This window comes from Streptomyces thermovulgaris, from assembly GCF_002155915.1.
Lineage (GTDB): Bacteria > Actinomycetota > Actinomycetes > Streptomycetales > Streptomycetaceae > Streptomyces > Streptomyces thermovulgaris.
The window spans coordinates 35,633-52,827 of record NZ_MUME01000150.1; the positions used below are offsets into that span (position 1 = coordinate 35,633).

General features: G+C 70.4%; 8 protein-coding genes and 1 pseudogene. 3 read left to right on the forward strand and 6 right to left on the reverse strand.

Translation table 11 applies throughout. From position 1 onward, the window contains the following. Nucleotides 1-180: 180 nt before the first annotated feature. From CCN35_RS14040 to CCN35_RS14055, 4 genes are read right to left on the reverse strand one after another with little or no spacing between them, the layout of a single operon-like run. Entirely contained in the window at nucleotides 181-3,132 is a 2,952-nt protein-coding gene (locus CCN35_RS14040; protein ID WP_086792892.1) for a pPIWI_RE module domain-containing protein, read from the reverse strand. 25 nt (nucleotides 3,133-3,157) lie between these two features. Next, nucleotides 3,158-6,763 carry a pPIWI_RE_Z domain-containing protein gene (locus CCN35_RS14045; protein WP_067392080.1) on the reverse strand — a complete coding sequence of 1,202 codons (3,606 nt, stop codon included), beginning with the start codon at nucleotides 6,761-6,763 and terminating at the stop codon, nucleotides 3,158-3,160. Further along, complete coding sequence (locus tag CCN35_RS14050; RefSeq protein WP_079129643.1) at nucleotides 6,756-7,946, reverse strand: pPIWI_RE_Y domain-containing protein; 1,191 nt, start codon at nucleotides 7,944-7,946, stop codon at nucleotides 6,756-6,758. Before CCN35_RS14050 ends, CCN35_RS14045 begins: the two co-directional genes overlap by 8 nt. Further along, entirely contained in the window at nucleotides 7,943-9,586 is a 1,644-nt protein-coding gene (locus CCN35_RS14055; RefSeq protein WP_158100407.1) for a PD-(D/E)XK nuclease family protein, read from the reverse strand. The genes CCN35_RS14050 and CCN35_RS14055 overlap by 4 nt, the downstream gene beginning before the upstream one ends. Before the next feature lie 151 nt (nucleotides 9,587-9,737). Between CCN35_RS14055 and CCN35_RS14060 the strand changes: the two genes are divergently transcribed. Continuing rightward, nucleotides 9,738-11,225: a serine/threonine protein kinase gene (locus CCN35_RS14060; RefSeq protein WP_086792897.1), complete on the forward strand. Its 1,488-nt coding sequence runs from the start codon at nucleotides 9,738-9,740 to the stop codon at nucleotides 11,223-11,225. Nucleotides 11,226-11,230: 5 nt separating this feature from the next. Here CCN35_RS14060 and CCN35_RS14065 read toward each other — a convergent pair whose 3' ends face one another. Further along, nucleotides 11,231-13,252, reverse strand: a complete 2,022-nt coding sequence (locus CCN35_RS14065; RefSeq protein WP_079129645.1) for an HsdM family class I SAM-dependent methyltransferase — start codon at nucleotides 13,250-13,252, stop codon at nucleotides 11,231-11,233. 1,075 nt (nucleotides 13,253-14,327) lie between these two features. On the opposite strand from CCN35_RS14065, the gene CCN35_RS14070 reads away from it, so the two are divergent. Beyond that, nucleotides 14,328-15,017 carry a hypothetical protein gene (locus CCN35_RS14070; RefSeq protein WP_328587095.1) on the forward strand — a complete coding sequence of 230 codons (690 nt, stop codon included), beginning with the start codon at nucleotides 14,328-14,330 and terminating at the stop codon, nucleotides 15,015-15,017. An 8-nt stretch (nucleotides 15,018-15,025) separates the two neighbouring features. Beyond that, nucleotides 15,026-15,601: a Uma2 family endonuclease gene (locus CCN35_RS14075; protein ID WP_236560582.1), complete on the forward strand. Its 576-nt coding sequence runs from the start codon at nucleotides 15,026-15,028 to the stop codon at nucleotides 15,599-15,601. Between the two features lie 229 nt (nucleotides 15,602-15,830). On the opposite strand, the pseudogene CCN35_RS14080 reads toward CCN35_RS14075, so the two are convergent. Further along, nucleotides 15,831-16,913: pseudogene (locus CCN35_RS14080) on the reverse strand (S8 family peptidase); the annotation flags it as partial. Between the last annotated feature and the right edge of the window lie 282 nt (nucleotides 16,914-17,195).

A 17,195-nucleotide genomic window follows, 5' to 3' on the forward strand; every position in this document is an offset into this window, starting at 1 on the left:
GCGTCTCGCCGCACATCTGCCCATGCCCGGAAAACCGGAAGAGGCCCTGGTGCCCTGGGGCGAGGCGGATCCGCGCCGGTCGTTCCGGTTCCCCATGGCACCGGACGCGCGGCCCGTCCGCCAGTGGGCCAGGGAGGCGGACGGACCACGGTAGACGGACCTCAGCGCAACCTCCGTTTCCTACACCTTCTCCACGGACGCGGCCTGCGCCGGGATCTCCAGGGTGAGCTGCTCCCAGTCCGTCTCCTCCGGCTCGGGAGCCGTCTCGACGCCCGGGGCCGCCCCCGTGTCCGGGTCGGCATCGGAGGCGGAGTCGATGCTCCTGCCCTCGTCCCCGTCGTCCTCGCTCCGGGTCGGCAGTACGTATTCCTGTGCGAGCCCCGCGAGGTGCAGGGGCAGCGGCAGGCTCAGCGCGTCCGGCAGGTCGGGAGCCTGCCGGAGCTGGTGCACGGCGAGCGCGAGTGCTTCCGGAACGTCCCCGTCACCGGGGTGGCACCCCAGCACGGCGACCTCCACCAGCCCGGGATTCCAGGCGGCCTTGTCCGTGTCGATCGTCACCTCGCCCTTGGCGTTGATGCGGGGCGCCAGCTTGTCGGCGGCGACCGACAGCTTGAAGGTGCGGGCCTTGGGCGTCGTGGACCAGAAGACGCGGGCCTTGCCGGGGTCCGCGGTCGGATCCGTCCACAAGTGGGCGGCCAGACCGTTGGGACCGTCGGGGTTCACGCCCCACCACTGGGCGGTCTCCCGGTTGCGCGCCGTGCGCACCCGCACCAGCCGCAGGTCCGGATCCAGGCGGCGCGCGGGGGCATGGCCGTCGCGGAACTTGTCCGCCACCACGGTGCCGTCCTGGAGCCACGTCCAGTGCGAACGCATGTTCTGCCCGTGGGCCAGCAGCATCGTCGGCCTGCCGCGCAGCGTGCGGCGCACCCGCTGGAGCCATTCCTCGGTCTCCCGCCGCTGCTGAGCCATGTCCGCCCACCAGGACGGCCGGACCGCCGGTGCCTCGCCGTCGTGCGGCGCGGGAACGAGGTCCTTCGGCACCTCGCACTGCCTGGTCAGCCTCAACAGCATCACCGGGTACGGCACCCAGGCGCGCGCCTCGTCGTCCCAGCCCTCCACCCGGGCCAGCCCCTCACCGGACGGATCCGGGGTGACCAGCACGGCAACGGGCACATGCCCCGCCCAACGGGTGCGGCTGAGCCGGTTCCTGCGCACCATCCACACCGCCGCGTACCGCAGGCCCTCGGGCAGACGCTCGCCGAGGCTGTGCTCGGGATGGACCCGCACACCGAGCTGCCGCAGCCCGTCGTCCCAGGCCTTCGCCGCGCGGAACTCCTTGTTCTTCTCGCTGTTGTAGCCCTTGGCCTTCTTCGGCACGGCCATGAACTGGGTCAGCACGCCGGCGTCCGCGCAGCCCAGCCGCAGCGCGAACTTCGCGTCGTGGTCGGGGGAGGAGAAGTCCTTGGCCCGGTCGATCTCCACCAGGGCGAGCGTGGGTGCGGGCGAGGAGACGCCCCCCTCGGTGAGGAAGGCCGTCATCTCCCTGCGGCGGTCACGGATCGCGGCGGTGACCGCGGCCCGCGAGTGCCGGACCCCCTCCGGCAGGGCCAGGTCCTGGCCGAGGGAACGGGAGAGCCTGCGGCAGCGCAGACGCACGGTGAGCTCGGGGGACTGCCACTCCAGGACCACTGTGCCGTCGTAGGCCTCCTCGGCCGTCGGTGCGCCGCCGTCGCCCTTCAGATCCAGGTGCGCGACGAGCGCGTCGATGGCGGTGTCCCGCATCACCGGGGTCTGCCAGAGCAACCACGCCTCCAAGGTGGGAAGTTCACCCGGGGCGAGATCCTGGGACAGGTGGCGCAGCGCGAATGCCGCACCGCGCCGCCGGGCGCTCGCGCGTCTGCGCTCCTCCTCGGTCTTCGCCGGCTCCTTGGAGGGCTCCTGGCGGGGGTTGCCGGGCGTGCTGCCCGACAAGCGGGTGCGGACCAGTGCGGGCACCGGCTCCAGCTGCTCCGGAAGGGCCTGCAGGGCCCACTCCACGATCTTCGAACGCTGGTCCGCCATCAGGCCGTGGCCGACCGCGTGCGGCCCCATGGCCGTGCTGTACAGAACAGCCGCGCGCATGTCGTCGGTCAGCCAGCCGACCGGGTCGGTGAGGATGGCGTCGGCGTCCGGGAACGACTCCGTGAGGGACATGCTCCGCAGCATTCCGGCCGGCCCGCCCTCGACCCAGTCGTAGCCGTCCCGGCTCCAGGCGAGCCGCGCCACCGCGAACCGGTCGCTCGCCGGTGCTCCGGGCAGCCACGGCACCCGCGGACGCAGCAGCACCGTGGTGCGGCGGCCGAACGGCAGGTACAGCCGCCCTGTCCCCGCACTCACGCGGGTCGCGTACCGGCGGATGTGGCTGTGCAGGTGGAAGCGGGGCAGCGGGTCGAAGGGCACCGTCTGCAGCGTGATGTTCAGGACGACGGAGTACCACTCCGACCCTCGACTTCCCTCGAACTCCAGCGCCTGCGAGACGAGTTCGGCACCCCGGTCCATCGGGCCACGCGGCATCGCCCGGAAACGCAGCCGGCCGCCAGCGAACTCGTACGGCTCCAGGGCGAGAATCCGCCGGGCCAGCCAGTCGGTGGACAGCTGGAACTGGCGCGGTTCCGGAGCGGCCGTGCCGCCGTCGGTGGGCCGTTCGTAACGCAGGAGTTCCACCGGCACTCCCTCCTGCCATCGGGGAGGGTTCTCCAGCAGCGCCGAGCGGGTCTCGGACAGCAGCGAACGGTACTCGGGCTCCGGCCGCAGGTCCTTCAGCCAGGCACCGAGGAGTCCCCTGAGCGCCGCCTCGGGCAGCGGATCGGGCACGTCTTCGGGGGCGTACAGCCAGAAGTCCGGGCCCTCCCCGCGGTGGCGGTTGGGGCGGGGCCGCACCAGCACGTCGGGGGCTAGTGCCTGCACGACCTGGTCCATGCGGAACGTGGGCACGGTCTCCAGCGGCTTGTCACGGCCCGCGTTGCACAGGGTCAGCAGAGCCTCGGTCCATTCCTCGGGAAAAGGCAGCGTGCGGTACCGCTCGATCACCGAGGCATCCGGGGAGACGGGACGTGCGGCGGCGATGCGGATGGAGTCGTAACGGCGAACCATGGCCGGGGTTCCTCTCCGGTGAAGGTCAGGACGTGTGGTGTTCGATGGCGCACAGCGCCTTGTACAGCGGCGCGTACAGCAGCCGGGCGACCGCGGGGTCCGCCGGATCGGGGCAGTCGGGCGGCGGGGCGCCCTCCGCGAAGTAGGGGGCGAGCACGTCCCGCAGACCGGTCAGCAGGCCGTCCTCCTGCGGAAGTGGCGCGGCCGCGGCGCCGGGCGACAGCAACTTGGCCGTACGCGGCGCGAACCGGGCGTCCACAAAGACCACGCGGGCGGGCACTCCACCCCGCACCAGACGGCCGATGACCTGCCAGATCGCCACCAGCTGGTCCCATGTGAAGGACTTCTTCTCATGGTCGGACAGGCGGGAGTAGATGTAGCGGCGGGACAGCAGCCGGCGCCACTCGGCGCGTGCCACGTGCCGGAAGGCCAGTCCGGCCGCGTTCAGGTCCGCCGCGGCCGTGACCAGTTTGCTGAACGTGCCCTGCGGCAGCCCGGGCTCGTCACGGGCGAACCGGGTCGCCCAGTCGTTGATCGCGAACACGGCCAGGGCGAGGTCGTCCGGGCGCGGATGGGGCCGGGCCAGGAACAACGCCGTGCCGAAAGCCGCGTTGCGCTGGGCGTTGAGGATGTTGTGCCCGCGCTCCACCGCCATCAGCGGAGCCACGAGGACCTCGGCGGTGGGGTCCTGGGCGAACATGGCGAGGTCGCCCCGGCGCAGTGCCGTGACCCGGTCCGCCTCCGACCGGGGCGGTGCCGAGCCGCGGACGGCCTGCTCCAGGTCGGCGTCGTCTGCGGTCAGCACACGGACACGGCCGTGCCAGCGCTCCATCCCGTGCAGGACCTCCGCCGCGGTGTACGCCTCCTTGTAGCTGCCGACCAGGAGGATCGCCCGGCGCCGGCGGCTGTCGGCGACCTTGGCCAGTTCCTGCTCCAGAGGGCTCGGGGCACCGCCCCGGCCGGGAGAGCCGAGCCGGCTGACCATCGCCCGGCAGGCGGCGGGCCGGGCCTTCGGCTCGACGCCCGACAGGCTGAGAGGACGTCCTTCGTCGTCGTACAGGAAGTGGGTGCTGAACTCCGACTCGCTCACGGCCGCGAGGGACCGTGGCGAGGGCGTCAGTACCGCGCCCACCGGGGCGACAACGTGCGCGCGTGTCGAGGTGCCCGCCCAACTGGTGCCGGACATCAGCACGACGTGCGGCCCTCTGCGTCCGCGGCCCGGGTCGGCCCCCACGTCGGGCAGGGAGAGCAGGAGTTCGCGGCCCACGCCCGCGCACCGGAAGAAGCGCAGGGTGCCGCTGTGCCGCCCCTCGCCATCGCGTTCCCGCTCGTCGGGCAGGTACTGGAACCCCAGGACGTTGCCCATCGGCGCCTCCGGGACCAGCGGGGCGTAGTCGAGCGGCGGACGGCGGGACAGCTCGTTGCCGGTCGAGTCCAGGTGCAGGGCCGCCTCGACCTGGGGCCAGAGGAAGACCAGCCGGTCGAGACGCTGGTGCAGGGCGCTGAGCAGCAGCATGAACTCCAGGCGCCGGGCGGTCAGATCGAGCCAGTCCTCGTCCTGGGCCCGGGCGGACACGGGGGTGCCCTTGAGCAGCCGGCGGAGCACGGTGAGGACCCGCTCGCGCGTGCCGGCGGAGGACAGCGTGGTCAGCAGATCCTGAGTCAGACGCACCAGATCGTCCGTGACGTTGCCGTACGGGCCCCGGCCGCCCAGGGGATCGTCCCGGAAGCCGTCGAACCGCTCGGTCAGTTCGGCGCGGCGGGCATCCACCTCCGGCCCGGCCGACTCGGGCTCCGGGGCATCGTCCTCGTATGCCTCGTACAGTTCCGATTCGTCGGGCACGCCGTCCGGAGTGCCGGTCTCGGGGCCCGGTGAGAACCAGGAGCCGAGCAGTTTCTCCTGGAGCGTCCAGGGGCTGAAGTACTCGATGTCCGCCCACTCGCGCAGGTCCGCGTCGGAGATCAGCAGCTTGTACAGGCGGTCCGTGGCGGCGTGGACCACCGTGAGCGAGGCGGACCAGCGCTCGATCTCCTGGTCGGTGAGCGGCAGCCGGCCTTGCCGGGACAGTTCCTCGATGCGGTGCGTCTGCACCTGATCCAGCCAGGACTCGGGGCCGGGAGAGACCAGCGTCGCCGACGGCGCGAAGATCTCATCCAGCTTCATCTGCACCGAGTCGGCCTCGTCCACGACGATGATGTCGCTGCGCAGGCAGGCCAGTTCCAGGTGACGCAGCCGTTCGTCGCCCAGGTGACGCGGCACGGCCGACTGCACGAGGCTCGCCGGATTGGCCACCCAGATCAGGGAGTCGACCAGCTCCCGGGCCGCACGGTGACGCGGGCACACGTACCACAGAGGGCACCCGTGCGGGGTTCCCTTCACCTCGGTCGGGCGGTCCTCCTCGGACGGGGACCGCCGCTGCCCCGGCCGGTAGGGCTCGGGCAGCGCGCCGGAGTCCGCGCTCTCGTCCTGTGCGCGCTTCTTCTCCGGATAGAGCGAGGTGCACGGCGCGTCCGCGAACCGCAGGGGCTGTGCCGCCTCGGTGCCACGCAGGGCGTCCACCACGCACACCGTGCTCAGGTGGTCGAAGCCCGGGTCGTCGTGGTCCAGCAGGTTGTGCACGCCCCGGGAGGCGAGCCGCCGGTGCAGCCGCTGCACATGGGTCTCCCGCGTGGTCAGGCCCAGCACCGGCGTGGCGGTCAGCCCCAGATCGCGGAACAGGGTTGTCAGACGCAGCTGTTCGGCCACGTCGCCCACCACGAGTGTGGTGCGCAGCGCCGGAGTCCGGCGGGCCCCCCAGACCGCGAGCAGCGTCATCAGGGTCGACTTGCCCGCGCCGACCATGCCGACCAGGTGCAGCAGCCCGTCGAGCCGGAGGTCGCCCTCGTGCGAGAAGCCCAGCCCGTCCGCGTCCCGCGGGAAGATGTGCAGCTCGGTGAGGCGGTCCTCCCAGTGGCCCGGGTTCTCCACCTCGTTCGCCCGCTCCATCGCGTCCATCCAGCGGGCGGTCTCGACGAGCTCGGCCCGGCTGATCGTGAGCGGCTCACCCTTCCCCGGCCGTCCCGCCTCCGGGTCATGACCGGGAACGGGGTCGGAGCGCAGCCCCTCGGGCAGCGTCACAGAGGTGGGACGGCGCCGGTCGACGAAGGTGGCGCGGCCGGCCGGCGCGAGGGGCAGGGGCTTGCGGGCCAGCGGAGGCAGCGCCGCGAGAGCGGCGTCGTACACGGCGAACCGGTCCGAGGCGACGGCCGGCTCACGCCGCCGGGCCGGCCGGTCGAGCGCGAGGACCTCATAGGCCCGCAGCCGGTCCGGCAGAGCCCGGTAGGTCTCCAGCGTGCGCTCCCACGCACGGCCGCGACGCAGGTGCCACAGCAGATGGCGGCCCGCGAGGAGCATGACCTCGTGCTCGGGGCGGGACACGTATCCCCGGGCACCGGCGAACGGGTAGCCGCCGAACAGGACATAGGCGCCGCGGACGGGTTCGTGGGGTGCAATGTGCTCCAGGATCCGCAGGGCCAGTTCCGTCTGGCACAGCAGGCCGGGTTTCACGCTGCCGAGTTCGGCGGGCACTTCGTCCCACAGGCGAGCGAGTTCCTTGCTGACCGGATGGTGCCAGCTGTCACGGTCACGCATCGCCGGTCTCCTCCTTGCGGGTTTCCTCCTTGTGCGCGGCCTTGCCGACGCGCGCGAGCCGGTCCTTGGCACGGGCGAGCAGTTGGGTGTCGGTGAGCAACGGAACCCCGCGGGCGGCGGCCGGGCGGTTGCGCTCGTATGCGGAGATGTAGCCCGGCCGGTCGTCGACACGCTCCTGCGGCACCACCCAGAACGCCTCGTCGTACCGAGGTTCCTGCGGCACCGGCCGGGCGGCCCGCCCCAGGAACGCCGGATGGGCCCAGTCCTTCACGTCCACCGCCCACACCCAGCCGTCGGGGAAGGTGATGTGCACGTCGTAGGCGTCGTACGCCGGCCACATCCGCACTTTCAGTCCGAGCTCCGTCAGGCGCCGTCCCAGGTCCACCTCCGCCTGTCCGGGACCGGTGACGAACTGACGCAACGGCCTGGCCAGCTGCAGCAGCTCACCGGCCTCCTCCTTCGCGATGCGACGCCCCACCGGCGGCCGGCCCCGGCGGCGGCAGCGATCCCGCTCGCACCACCAGCCGCCGCCGTCGAGCGGCGTCAGCAGGGTGAGGCACCGGCCACAGGTCGCGTAGACATCACCGCGCAGATAGCTGTCCGGGACTGGGCGGTAGATGCGGCTCAGAAGCTCTTTCACCGGGTCGAGCACGTGGTCCATCGACACGGTCCACTCCTCGGCCGAGGTGAGGACGGGCTTGGTGACCAGGAGCCGTCGGAACTCGGTGTATGCGTCCTCCTCGCCGTGCTCGCGGCACAACCGCAGCGCGGCACGGATGATCTCACGGTCGTAGAGGACCAGCGCGCTGTCCGAGAACTGTTCCGCCCACTCGTAGCACAACTCGGTGGGTCGCGAGGAGTCCGGGTCGAGCAGCAGGTCGTTGGGCCCGGCCGCCTCGGCCGGCAGGCCCACCGGCCAGTCCGCCACCGGTCGCTCGCGGCACCAGGACAGCAGGTCCGGGAGGCTCACCGGAGGCTCGGCACCGCGCTCCAGACAGGCCAGCACCGTCCGGTCGAGGGCGCGCTGGACCTCGGGCGGATAGGGCAGGGTGAAGGCTTCGGGGCCGGTGGCCGCGTCGAGCACCGTGAGGGCAGTGGCGAGCGTGCGCATGAGAGGGATGCCTCGATGGGCGGACCAGTCGGCATCGGGCTGCGGCACTCCGTTGCCGGTCGTCGTGGTCACCGTGCCTCCAGGTGGGCCTGACCCGCCGCGCAGTGCCTGAGCACGTCGCAGCCGTCGCAGTGGTCGCCGGGCGTCGGCGCGTAGGTCTCGTCCACGGCCCAGGGGCCGGCGAGCCCGGCAATGATGCGGCGCGCTTCGGCCAGGGTGTCGGGATCGCCGGGATCGATCTCCTCGCAGCGCGACCTCCCGGTCCCCTCCGCATCCGGGTACAGCACCTCCAGCTCGATCAGCGACCGGCGCGGATCACCACCGAGTACTCCGGCGGACATCATCAGCACCGCGAAGGCGAGCTGCGGATACGTCTCCATCAGCGCGCGCCCTTCCCAAGGGGGTTTCGCGGCCGTTTTCGTCTCGTGCCAGATCCAGCCCCCGGAGCGGGTGTACAAGAGGTCGGGGTCGGCGATCAGGACGACGTCCAGTTCGGGGTCGTATGCGGTCAGACGTGGCTGCACTCGTATGACCTCGTCAGGCGGCAGGCCGTCGAGAGGGCAGGCCCGCTGGTGTTCTGCGAGCAGGGCGAGGGCGGCCGGCAGTTCAGCGGAGGAGAGGCCGGGAAGGGCGTCCGGGAGGGGAGCTGTGCGGCAGCATCCGTGCTTGTGTCGGAGGTTGAGCCACTCGTCGACCGCGCGGCCCCTGCGGATCGACTCGCTCTCCGGATTTCCCGACTTCAGATGCAGTACGCGGGTGAGGTGGAACTGCGCCGGGCAGCGCGCATGAACACGCAGGTCGCTCGCGGACACGGAGCGGCGGACGCGGGGGCGGCGTGGCCCGGGGACCCCGAGAACACCGGGGGTGCGAGGCGGCTGCTCGCAGGAGACCAGCCCCTCGCAGCGCGTGCAACTGGAGCCGGGGTTGAGCCGGTCGTCCTCGACCACCCGGCGCAGCACGGGCTTGGCATGTTTGGCGAACTGCCGCTCGACCTCGTCGACTTCCCAGTCGGCCAGCACGTCGTGCTCACCGCTGCCGCAGCCGATGCCGACGATCCGGACACGCTGCGGGCGGACGGTGCAGCCAGGCACCGGACGGAAGATGTCCCGGAATGCCGGCTGAGAGGGGATGCCCGTTGCAGCCACAGCCGCCGCCTCCGCGATCTCGGCAGGCGACCGGTTCCTGTTGATGGAATTCACGGACAGCAGCCACAGTTCGCGTTCCGATCCGTCGGCGGACGCATACCGCCGTCCCCATGCCGTGCGCTCGTAGCGGGTCGCTCCTCGGGCGTCCGGGACCTCGCTCTGGGTGATGGCCGTCCACTGAGCGCGCACCGGCAGGGTCGGCCGGCGCCCGAGCATGCGCCGCTGTGCTTCGCGCGCCGTGCGCGCCAGCAGATAGGACCGAACGGCTGATTCGGCCCAATGCACGTGCCCCGCGTGGTACTTCTGATCCGTCAGAAGCCGTGCCAAGGCGCTGTCGACGTCCTCTCCTTCGTGCTCTATCGCGTCCAGGACACTCATGACAGGCCCGAGGGCGAAGTCCTCGATGGGCTTGCCCCGCGGGCGCTGCGGAACCTGGGTGAGCAGCGCCCTGGCACGCAGGGCGTTGCCGCGCGGGCAGTCCTGAGGGTCCTCGCGCAGCAGTGGCAGTGAGGTGCGGATGAGTCGGATGTCTCCGTTCGTTCCGGGCGGAGGCAGGCGGAGCGGCACAATGCACTCCCTTAGGGGCGTGGTGGTATGAGAGCGCCAACGCACCCAGAGAAGCGCATGCTTGTGAACTAAGTCAAGCGATTGACTGGATGTGACCAGTGAACCGCTACAGTGTGGCTGACAGCGTGTCATGAACCACCGGGGGTGAGGGGTGGAAGCCGGGGAAGTCCTCGACGGCCGCTACCGGGTCAAGGAGGCACTCGACCAGGGCGGCATGGGCACCATCTGGACGGCCACCGACCTGGAAAGCGGACAGGTTGTCGCCGTCAAGGTGCTGCGGCTCGACGCTTACACGCAGGGCTGGTTCGCTCCGGCGGAGCGCACGCGACACCGGATCGAGCTGCTGAAGCGGTTCGAACGCGAGGGCGTCATCCTCGAGGAACTGAAGCACCCCGGCATCCCCCGCCTGCTGCACCGTGGTTACCTGGGCGAGGAGCCCTACCTCGTCATGGAATACGTCGAAGGGGTCAGCCTGCGCGAATTCCTGAACATGCGCAGGCCGTTCCCGTTCGACGCCGCCGTCGCCATCGCCGTCCAGATCGCCGAAGCCCTGGGGCATGCGCACGCGAACGGCGTCGTGCACCGGGATTTGAAACCGGGCAATGTGGTCATCGCCTTCGCGGACGGAGCGGTGAAGCTGCTCGACTTCGGTATCGCCCACCTCACCGACCCCGACGCGACCCGTTACACCGCGCTGGGTGCAACCCCGGGCAGCGCCGGGTACATGGCCCCGGAGCAGTTGCGGGGGCAGCGGGACATCTCCGCCTCGGTGGACCTCTACGCATTCGGGTGCGTGCTGTTCGAACTTCTCACCGGTGAACGGCCCTTCGAGGACAAGCCGGACCGGAACATGAACACCCAGCACCTCGAGGACCTGCCGCCGCGGCTGCGGAGCATCAACGTCGGCATTCCCGAGGAACTGGACGACCTGACCTGGGACCTCCTCGCCAAGACCCCGGCGGATCGCCCCGAGAGCATCGGCGAAGTGCTGGACGTTCTTCGTGCCTTCCTGCCGAAGCCCGGCGACCCGGCCCCGGACCCGCAACTGGATCCGGACCCGACCGCACGCTATCGCCTCGGGGAGAGACCGGTGGTCGGCACGGCGGACACACGGGTCAGCCCCCGTGCCGCATCGCGGCGTCCGGTCCGCCGTCGTGGCGGATGGCTGGGGCGCAACCAGTTCATGGGACGGATTGCCCAGGCCCGGGCGGAACTGCTCGCCAACGGCCCCGGCGACCGCTGTGCCGAACTCCTCGACCTGCTGCCCAAAGCGGTGTCGGACTGGGGTGCCCGTGAGCCGATCGTCCTGGAGGGGCGACTGGTGTGTGCTGACGCCGCCCGGCTGGACGGCCGCACGGCCGAGGCGAAGGCGCAGTACCAGCACGTCGCCGAGAACGGAGACCCCTCGGATCCTCTTGTGCTGGAGGCGCGCCTTGGGATTGCCGAATGCCTGATGCCCGAGGGGGACTTCACCGGAGCGTTCAGCGGCTGGCGCGCGGTGGTGCACAGTCTGTCTCTCGTCGTCGTACCGGCGTCCGACCGGTTGACGAGCCGTTGCCGTGAGGTCGCCGTCGAACTGGCTGAGTCCGGCTACGAAGCGGAGGTGGCCGACCTCCTCGACCAGCTGCCCGAGCAGTAGCCGGATCAGGCCCGAGGAAGCTGCCCCGCAGCCAGCAGATCCCCCAGCGCACGGCTCAGCTCGCCGCCCACACTCCTCATGTCGGTGAGCTCGCGTGCGAAAACGGTGATCTTCCGGTGGATCTCCCCGTACCGCCGCTGCTCCTCCAGGGAGAGCCTCGGAACGTGCAGACGCCTTATGTCGATGCGTGACGTGGTGGACGCGTGAGTGCCGGCCCTGTGCACATTGGCCGGGGCACACAGGCAGCCGGACAGGAACCACGGGTCGAGAACTGCGGGATTCGCCCGGAGTGCCACGAGTTGGGGTCCCAGGACGGACGGGGCGTCGGTGTCCACCCATACGTCGAAGGCCCGGGCCAGCACCGAGACAATGACGTCCTGGGACGCTGTGACTGTGAGCGAGCCGTCCTGCTCACCCGTCGCGACGGCCGTCGCCGGAAGCCACAGCTGTGCCTGCCCCGACAGCGGAGCCCCCGTGAGGACGCGCGCCCCGTCCTCCTGACGTTCCCCGCGGCGCACCAGGGATTCCGGCAGCCCCTGTCCGGGCCGAATCTCCAGGGCCCCGGCTCGCTCCAGCTCACCGACGCTGATGAGCGAAACCGTCTCGTCGTCGTTCACGGGCACGAGTGCGGACAGAGCGTTGGCGGCATCGCGCAGTTCCCTCATGTGCGCGTCGAACCGTGTCCAAAGACGCCTGAGGTCGACGATGGTGGCGGCCCGCGTCCTCGGAACACGCCGGGCAGGTGTGAGATCCACCTGGTCGTCCAGCAGGTCGACCACGGGCACCGAGATGCTTCCCTGCGCGCCTGTACCGCTGAGCACCTCCGTGATCTGCGCTGTCACGGCAGGCCAGTCGATGCCGCCTTTGTCGGCGGAAGCAGGAGGAGCGGCGTGTGTGGTGTCCACGAACGTGAGCTCTGCGCCGTCCGCTCCGCCCCGACCGGGGGCCCCGTCCGCGCACAGGATCCACAGATGCAGGCCGACACCGTAGGGCGGGGCGGCACCGGGCGGCAGGGCGATTACGGTTCGGAGTACGCCGGACCGCAGGAGACCGGCCCGGATCCGACGGCCCGCGCGGCGTGCCGCCACAGCGGGCGGCAGCACGAGAACTGCGACGCCTCCGGGAGCCAGAGCTGCCGCGGCATGCTGAACCCAGGCGAGTTCCGGTTCGGTGCGCGGGGGCTGCCCGTACACCCAACGCGGGTCTGTGGCGAGTTCCGCGTGCCCCCAGTCACGCTCGTTCGACGGTGGATTGGAAAGGATCACGTCAGCCTGCACTCCGGGGTGAGCGTCGGCCCGCAATGTGTCACCCGCCGCCAACGAGACATTGGACAGGTCACGTTCGGTGAACCCGCCGACTGCCAGGCGCGCCTTGGCCAGCTCCACGAGAACCGTGTCGATGTCCTGGCCCAGGAAGCGCAGTCCCGCCGCATGGTCGGCCCCCCACCGGCGGCCGGCTGCGACGAGCAACGTTCCCACTCCGCATGCAGGATCCAGCACGGTCCGTACCGGCCCTGGATGCTTTATGGCTGCGGCTTGAGCCATGAGTTCGGCCAACTGCACCGGAGTTGTCGTGACCTGTCGCACGTGCGCCCGGAGCCACCGCTCCATGAGCAGGTCGAAGATCTTGTGCTCCTCGTCCTGCTTCGCCAGCTCGAGAGTGCGTTCCAGAAGATGGCGCTGACGCTGATCAAGGGGTGGCCCCGCCGTTGGCCTCCCCGTCTTGACTCCGCTCTGCCACAGGCCCACCTGGGCCACCAGCAAGCCCGTTGCTTCCCGGTTGCCCAGGGACTCGTATTCCGGCCAGAGTCGATCCAGCGGGTTCAGCGCCGCCTTGAGTTTGTTCTCGCGCCTGAGCCACTCCTCGACTTGCGGAAGTGAGAACTGCGGGCTCGTGTCGGTGCCGCCGACAGGGGAGGGGAAGTTGTCGTATCGTCGCCGCCAATTGCTGACAGCGGCGCGCCCGACCCCCGCGATGCGGGCGATCTCCGCCAAGGTGACAACAACCGGGGGCAGCTCTGGGGACATGGACATGATCTTCTCCGGAGCTCGTGGCGGTCTCGCGCCCCATGATCCATGATCATTTGCGCGCACGGGGGCATTGTTTGACTGAGTTTACGCATACGACAGGAGTCTGCTCTGCGCACCTCGTACTGCTCGCTCGGCCGGACCGAGGCGATCGCATGTCACGATGGGTTCAAAAAAAGAGCTTCTGGAGAACCTGGCGTACAGCCCGACTTGTCTGTCGTTCGTCATGATCTCGGACCAGGGAGAGCGGCCTGGTCGAGGCCCTGATGCGTCCTGATGGAGCTCCCGCCGTCCTTCTGTCTCGCCGCGGTACGGCCATTGCGGCATCACGCTCATACGCACACATGCGGGTGAACGATTCCGTTTCGCCCCGTGCTCCCGACCCATCCGGCAAAGCCACGCCCCGTCCAAGGGGTGGCGCGTGAAGTTGATCGAAAGAGCCTCCAGAAAACATTTCGAAGCTCAGTGGCCAGGTGCGTGATCAGCTCAATGGGTCTGAGGCGCTGCACCGGAGTCGGGCTCTTCGTGCCCGGGGCCTCGGTATCCGGCAGGGGCAGGTCGTGGTGCTGGTGTTCACGGCTGGGGCGATCCTGGTCATTGACATGTTCGAGGGCGTCCCGATCGGACTGGGCCTGGCGGTGGTGAAGGCGGCCTGGGAGACCACGCGCGTCCACATCAACGTGGATGACTCCGGTGAGGGCACGTGCGGGCCGCCATCCGCGGGCGCGCGGCCTTTCTGCGTCTGCCGCGCATCCTCGACTCCTCTGGAGCAACTGCCCGCCGACCGGCAGGTCGAGCTCGACCTCGCCGGATTGCTGCACCCCGATCACGCCCGCATGAGTTCCCCGCAGCACCGGGTGGGCCGGTACAACGCGCACACCGTCCGTGCGAAGACCGTGCGCCCGGGCATGGGTCCGGGCCCGTGGGCGGGGTCCCGGCCGTGCCGCGGGCTCCCGCTCTCCTACGGGCTCCCACGGGTGAACGGGCATGGGCGTTCACCCGTACCCCTTGTCGTCATGCCTGGTCATGCCCGGTCACCGAGGCGGACAGAAACATCCCGGAGACGGAGAGGCACGTGCGACAGCATCCCGAGCAGTCACAGCAGCCGCAGCCCGGGCGCACCGGCCGGCCCCTGCTCGCCGCCCGCCGGACACGCGGCACCCTGCTCGCCGCAGCTCTGGTCCTGGTGCCCCTGGCCACGGCGTGCGACGGCGGTGCGGACGACGCCGCGGTGAACAGCGCCCCGTCGAGGATCTCCGCCCCGCAGGCCGGTGTCGTGGCACCCGCGAAGGTCGAGGTGATCGCCCGTCTGACCGGCTGCACGCCCGACATCCGCATCGAGGCGGAACAACTGCGCCAGGGCGTGTGCCACACACCGGAGATCGACTACCTCATCACCACCTTCCCGAAGGAGGAGTACAAGCAGGTCTGGCTGGACTCCGCCGCCGTGTACGGGGGGCACGTACCTGGTCGGCCCGCGCTGGATCGTCAGCGCGAAGGAGCCGGAGATGCTGGAGGAGTTCCGGACCAAGCCCGGCGGAACCATTCAGCAGCTGCGGGGCATGGGCCCGACCCCTGCCCCGAGCGCGTCGTAGCGGCAGCCCCACGCCCCACAGCCGCACGGACGCGTTCCTGCCGAACGATGCATCCGGCATCCGCAACGCGGCTCGACCTGGGTGCTGCCGGTGTTCCCGTCGTCCCCTGCCCCACCGCGGCACTGCCATCGCGACATCGCGCTCATACGCGCACACGTGCGGGTGAATGATTCCGTTTTTGACCGCTGTTCCCGGCCTGCTCCGGCAGGCGCCCGTCCCCGCCCTGTCGGCGGAAGGGGCCTTCGAGGTGTTCAGTGCCGCTGCCCCCGAGGGGTGGCGCGTGGAGCTGATCGAAGGGGACATCCACGTCACGCCTCCCGCCGACGGCGAGCACGAGGAAATCGTTTCGGAGCTCAGCGGCCAGGTGCGTGATCATCGCAAGGACCTGGGGCGCTGCACCGGAATCGGGCTCTTCGTGCCCGGGGCTTCGAAAACCGGCAAGGTCGAGCCCGATCTGGTTCTCGCACCGAAGGGCGGTTTCGCCGACCAGGAGGAGTATCACGACGCCTCGCCGGTGCTGATGGTCACCGAGGTGGCCTCCCCGTCCACAGGCGACAACGACCGCCGGAAAAAGCTCCCCGGTTACGCCCGTGCCGGCATCCCCGTCCATCTGCTCATCGACCGCGAGGCGGGTCAGGTCGTCCACTCGCAGCCGGAGGGCGACAAGTACACCGGCACAGTGCCGTACGAGCTGTCCGCGGTGGTGCCCCTTCCCGAACCGCTCGGCTTCGACCTGGACACCGGGCAGTTCTGAGCCGGGCGGGGCATCGGACAAGAACGGCGGAAGTCATCAGGAGGTCCGCATCACGGCTTTGGCACAGCCGGTTGAGGAAGGTGTCGTACGACAGGCCGCCGGCGGCGGGGACTTCCCGCACGGTGGCGGGGGACCGCGCCTCGGCCGCAAAGCCGTGTGCCGCCCCCCGGAGGCGCGGCGGCCTCCGGGAGACGGCGTTCAGGAGACGGCGTTCAGACGGTGAGTCGGGTTACGGGACGAGCCGCAGCAGCTTGTTCGGCGAACCGGAGCCCGGGTTGGAGACCACGCCCGAGGTGGCGCCGTTCACCAGGGCCGAGGAGACCTGGGCCGGGGTGGCCGAGGGGTGGTTGGCGAGGTAGACGGCGGCCGCGCCCGCGACGTGCGGCGTCGCCATCGAGGTGCCCGAGATGGTGTTGGTCGCGGTGTCGCTGGTGTGCCAGCCCGCCGTGATCGAGGAGCCCGGGGCGAAGAGGTCGAGGACCGAGCCGTAGTTGGAGTAGCTGGCCCTGGCGTCCGTGCTGGTGGTGGCGCCGACCGTCAGCGCCTCGGTGACCCGGGCCGGCGAGGAGGAGGAGGCGTTGGTGTTGCTGTTGCCCGCGGCGACCGCGTAGGTGACACCGCTGGCGATCGAGTTGCGCACGGCCGTGTCCAGAGCGGTGGAGATGCCGCCGCCCAGCGACATGTTGGCGACCGAGGGACCGGAGTGGTTCCTGGTGACCCAGTCGACGCCCGCTATGACGCCGGACACGGTGCCCGAGCCGCTGGCGTTGAGCACGCGGACCGCCACGATCTTGGCCTTCTTGGCGACGCCGTAGGTGGTGCCCGCGACGGTGGTGGCGACGTGGGTGCCGTGGCCGTTGCCGTCCGACGGGGTGCCGCCGCTGACGGCGTCGTAGCCGTACGAGGCCCGTCCGCTGATCTCCCGGTGCGTGATGCGGACGCCGGTGTCGATGACGTACACGGTCACACCGCTGCCCGCGGAGTCGGGGTAGGTGTACGTGCGGGAGAGCGGGAGGGACGCCTGGTCGATGCGGTCCAGGCCCCAGGGGGCGTTGGTCTGCGTGACGTCGGCCAGCTGGACCTTCTGGTCCTGCTCCACCGAGGCGACCGCCGGGTCGGCCGCGAGTCTTCTGGCCTCGGTCGCCGAAAGGTTCGCCGTGTAGCCGTTCAGCGCGCTGCCGAACGTCTTCTTCACCTTGCCGCCGTACTTGGTGACCAGGCCCTTGCCCTTGGCCGACGCGGCCGTGAAGCCCGCGTTCTTCTTGAGCGTGACGATGTAGCTGTCCTTGATCGCCGTGGGGGAGTCGGCGGCGNNNNCTCACCCCCACGTCGCGCGCCTGGGTGGGGCGCGCGACGTGGGGGTGAGTGCGCTACCGCACACACGGCCCTGAAGCGCTGCGTCTCGCTCAGAGCCGAGTAAAGAGTCGAGTAACTAGGCCGCATAATCAAGGGAGTAGAAGACTTGACATGTAGATGTCACATTGGTGGAACATAGAAGTCCGCTTTGCCGCGGGCTCCGTCGTCATCGGGACGGAGCGCCGCGGCCCAGGGCTTTCCCTCTCCCGCGTCGGTGCCGACAGGGCCGTTCTCCGCA

Coding starts and splice junctions, on each gene's coding strand:
- CCN35_RS14040 (WP_086792892.1), bottom strand. CDS start 3,132: ATGGTTCGCCGTTACGACTCCATCCGCATCGCCGCCGCACGTCCCGTC.
- CCN35_RS14045 (WP_067392080.1), bottom strand. CDS start 6,763: ATGCGTGACCGTGACAGCTGGCACCATCCGGTCAGCAAGGAACTCGCT.
- CCN35_RS14065 (WP_079129645.1), bottom strand. CDS start 13,252: ATGTCCCCAGAGCTGCCCCCGGTTGTTGTCACCTTGGCGGAGATCGCC.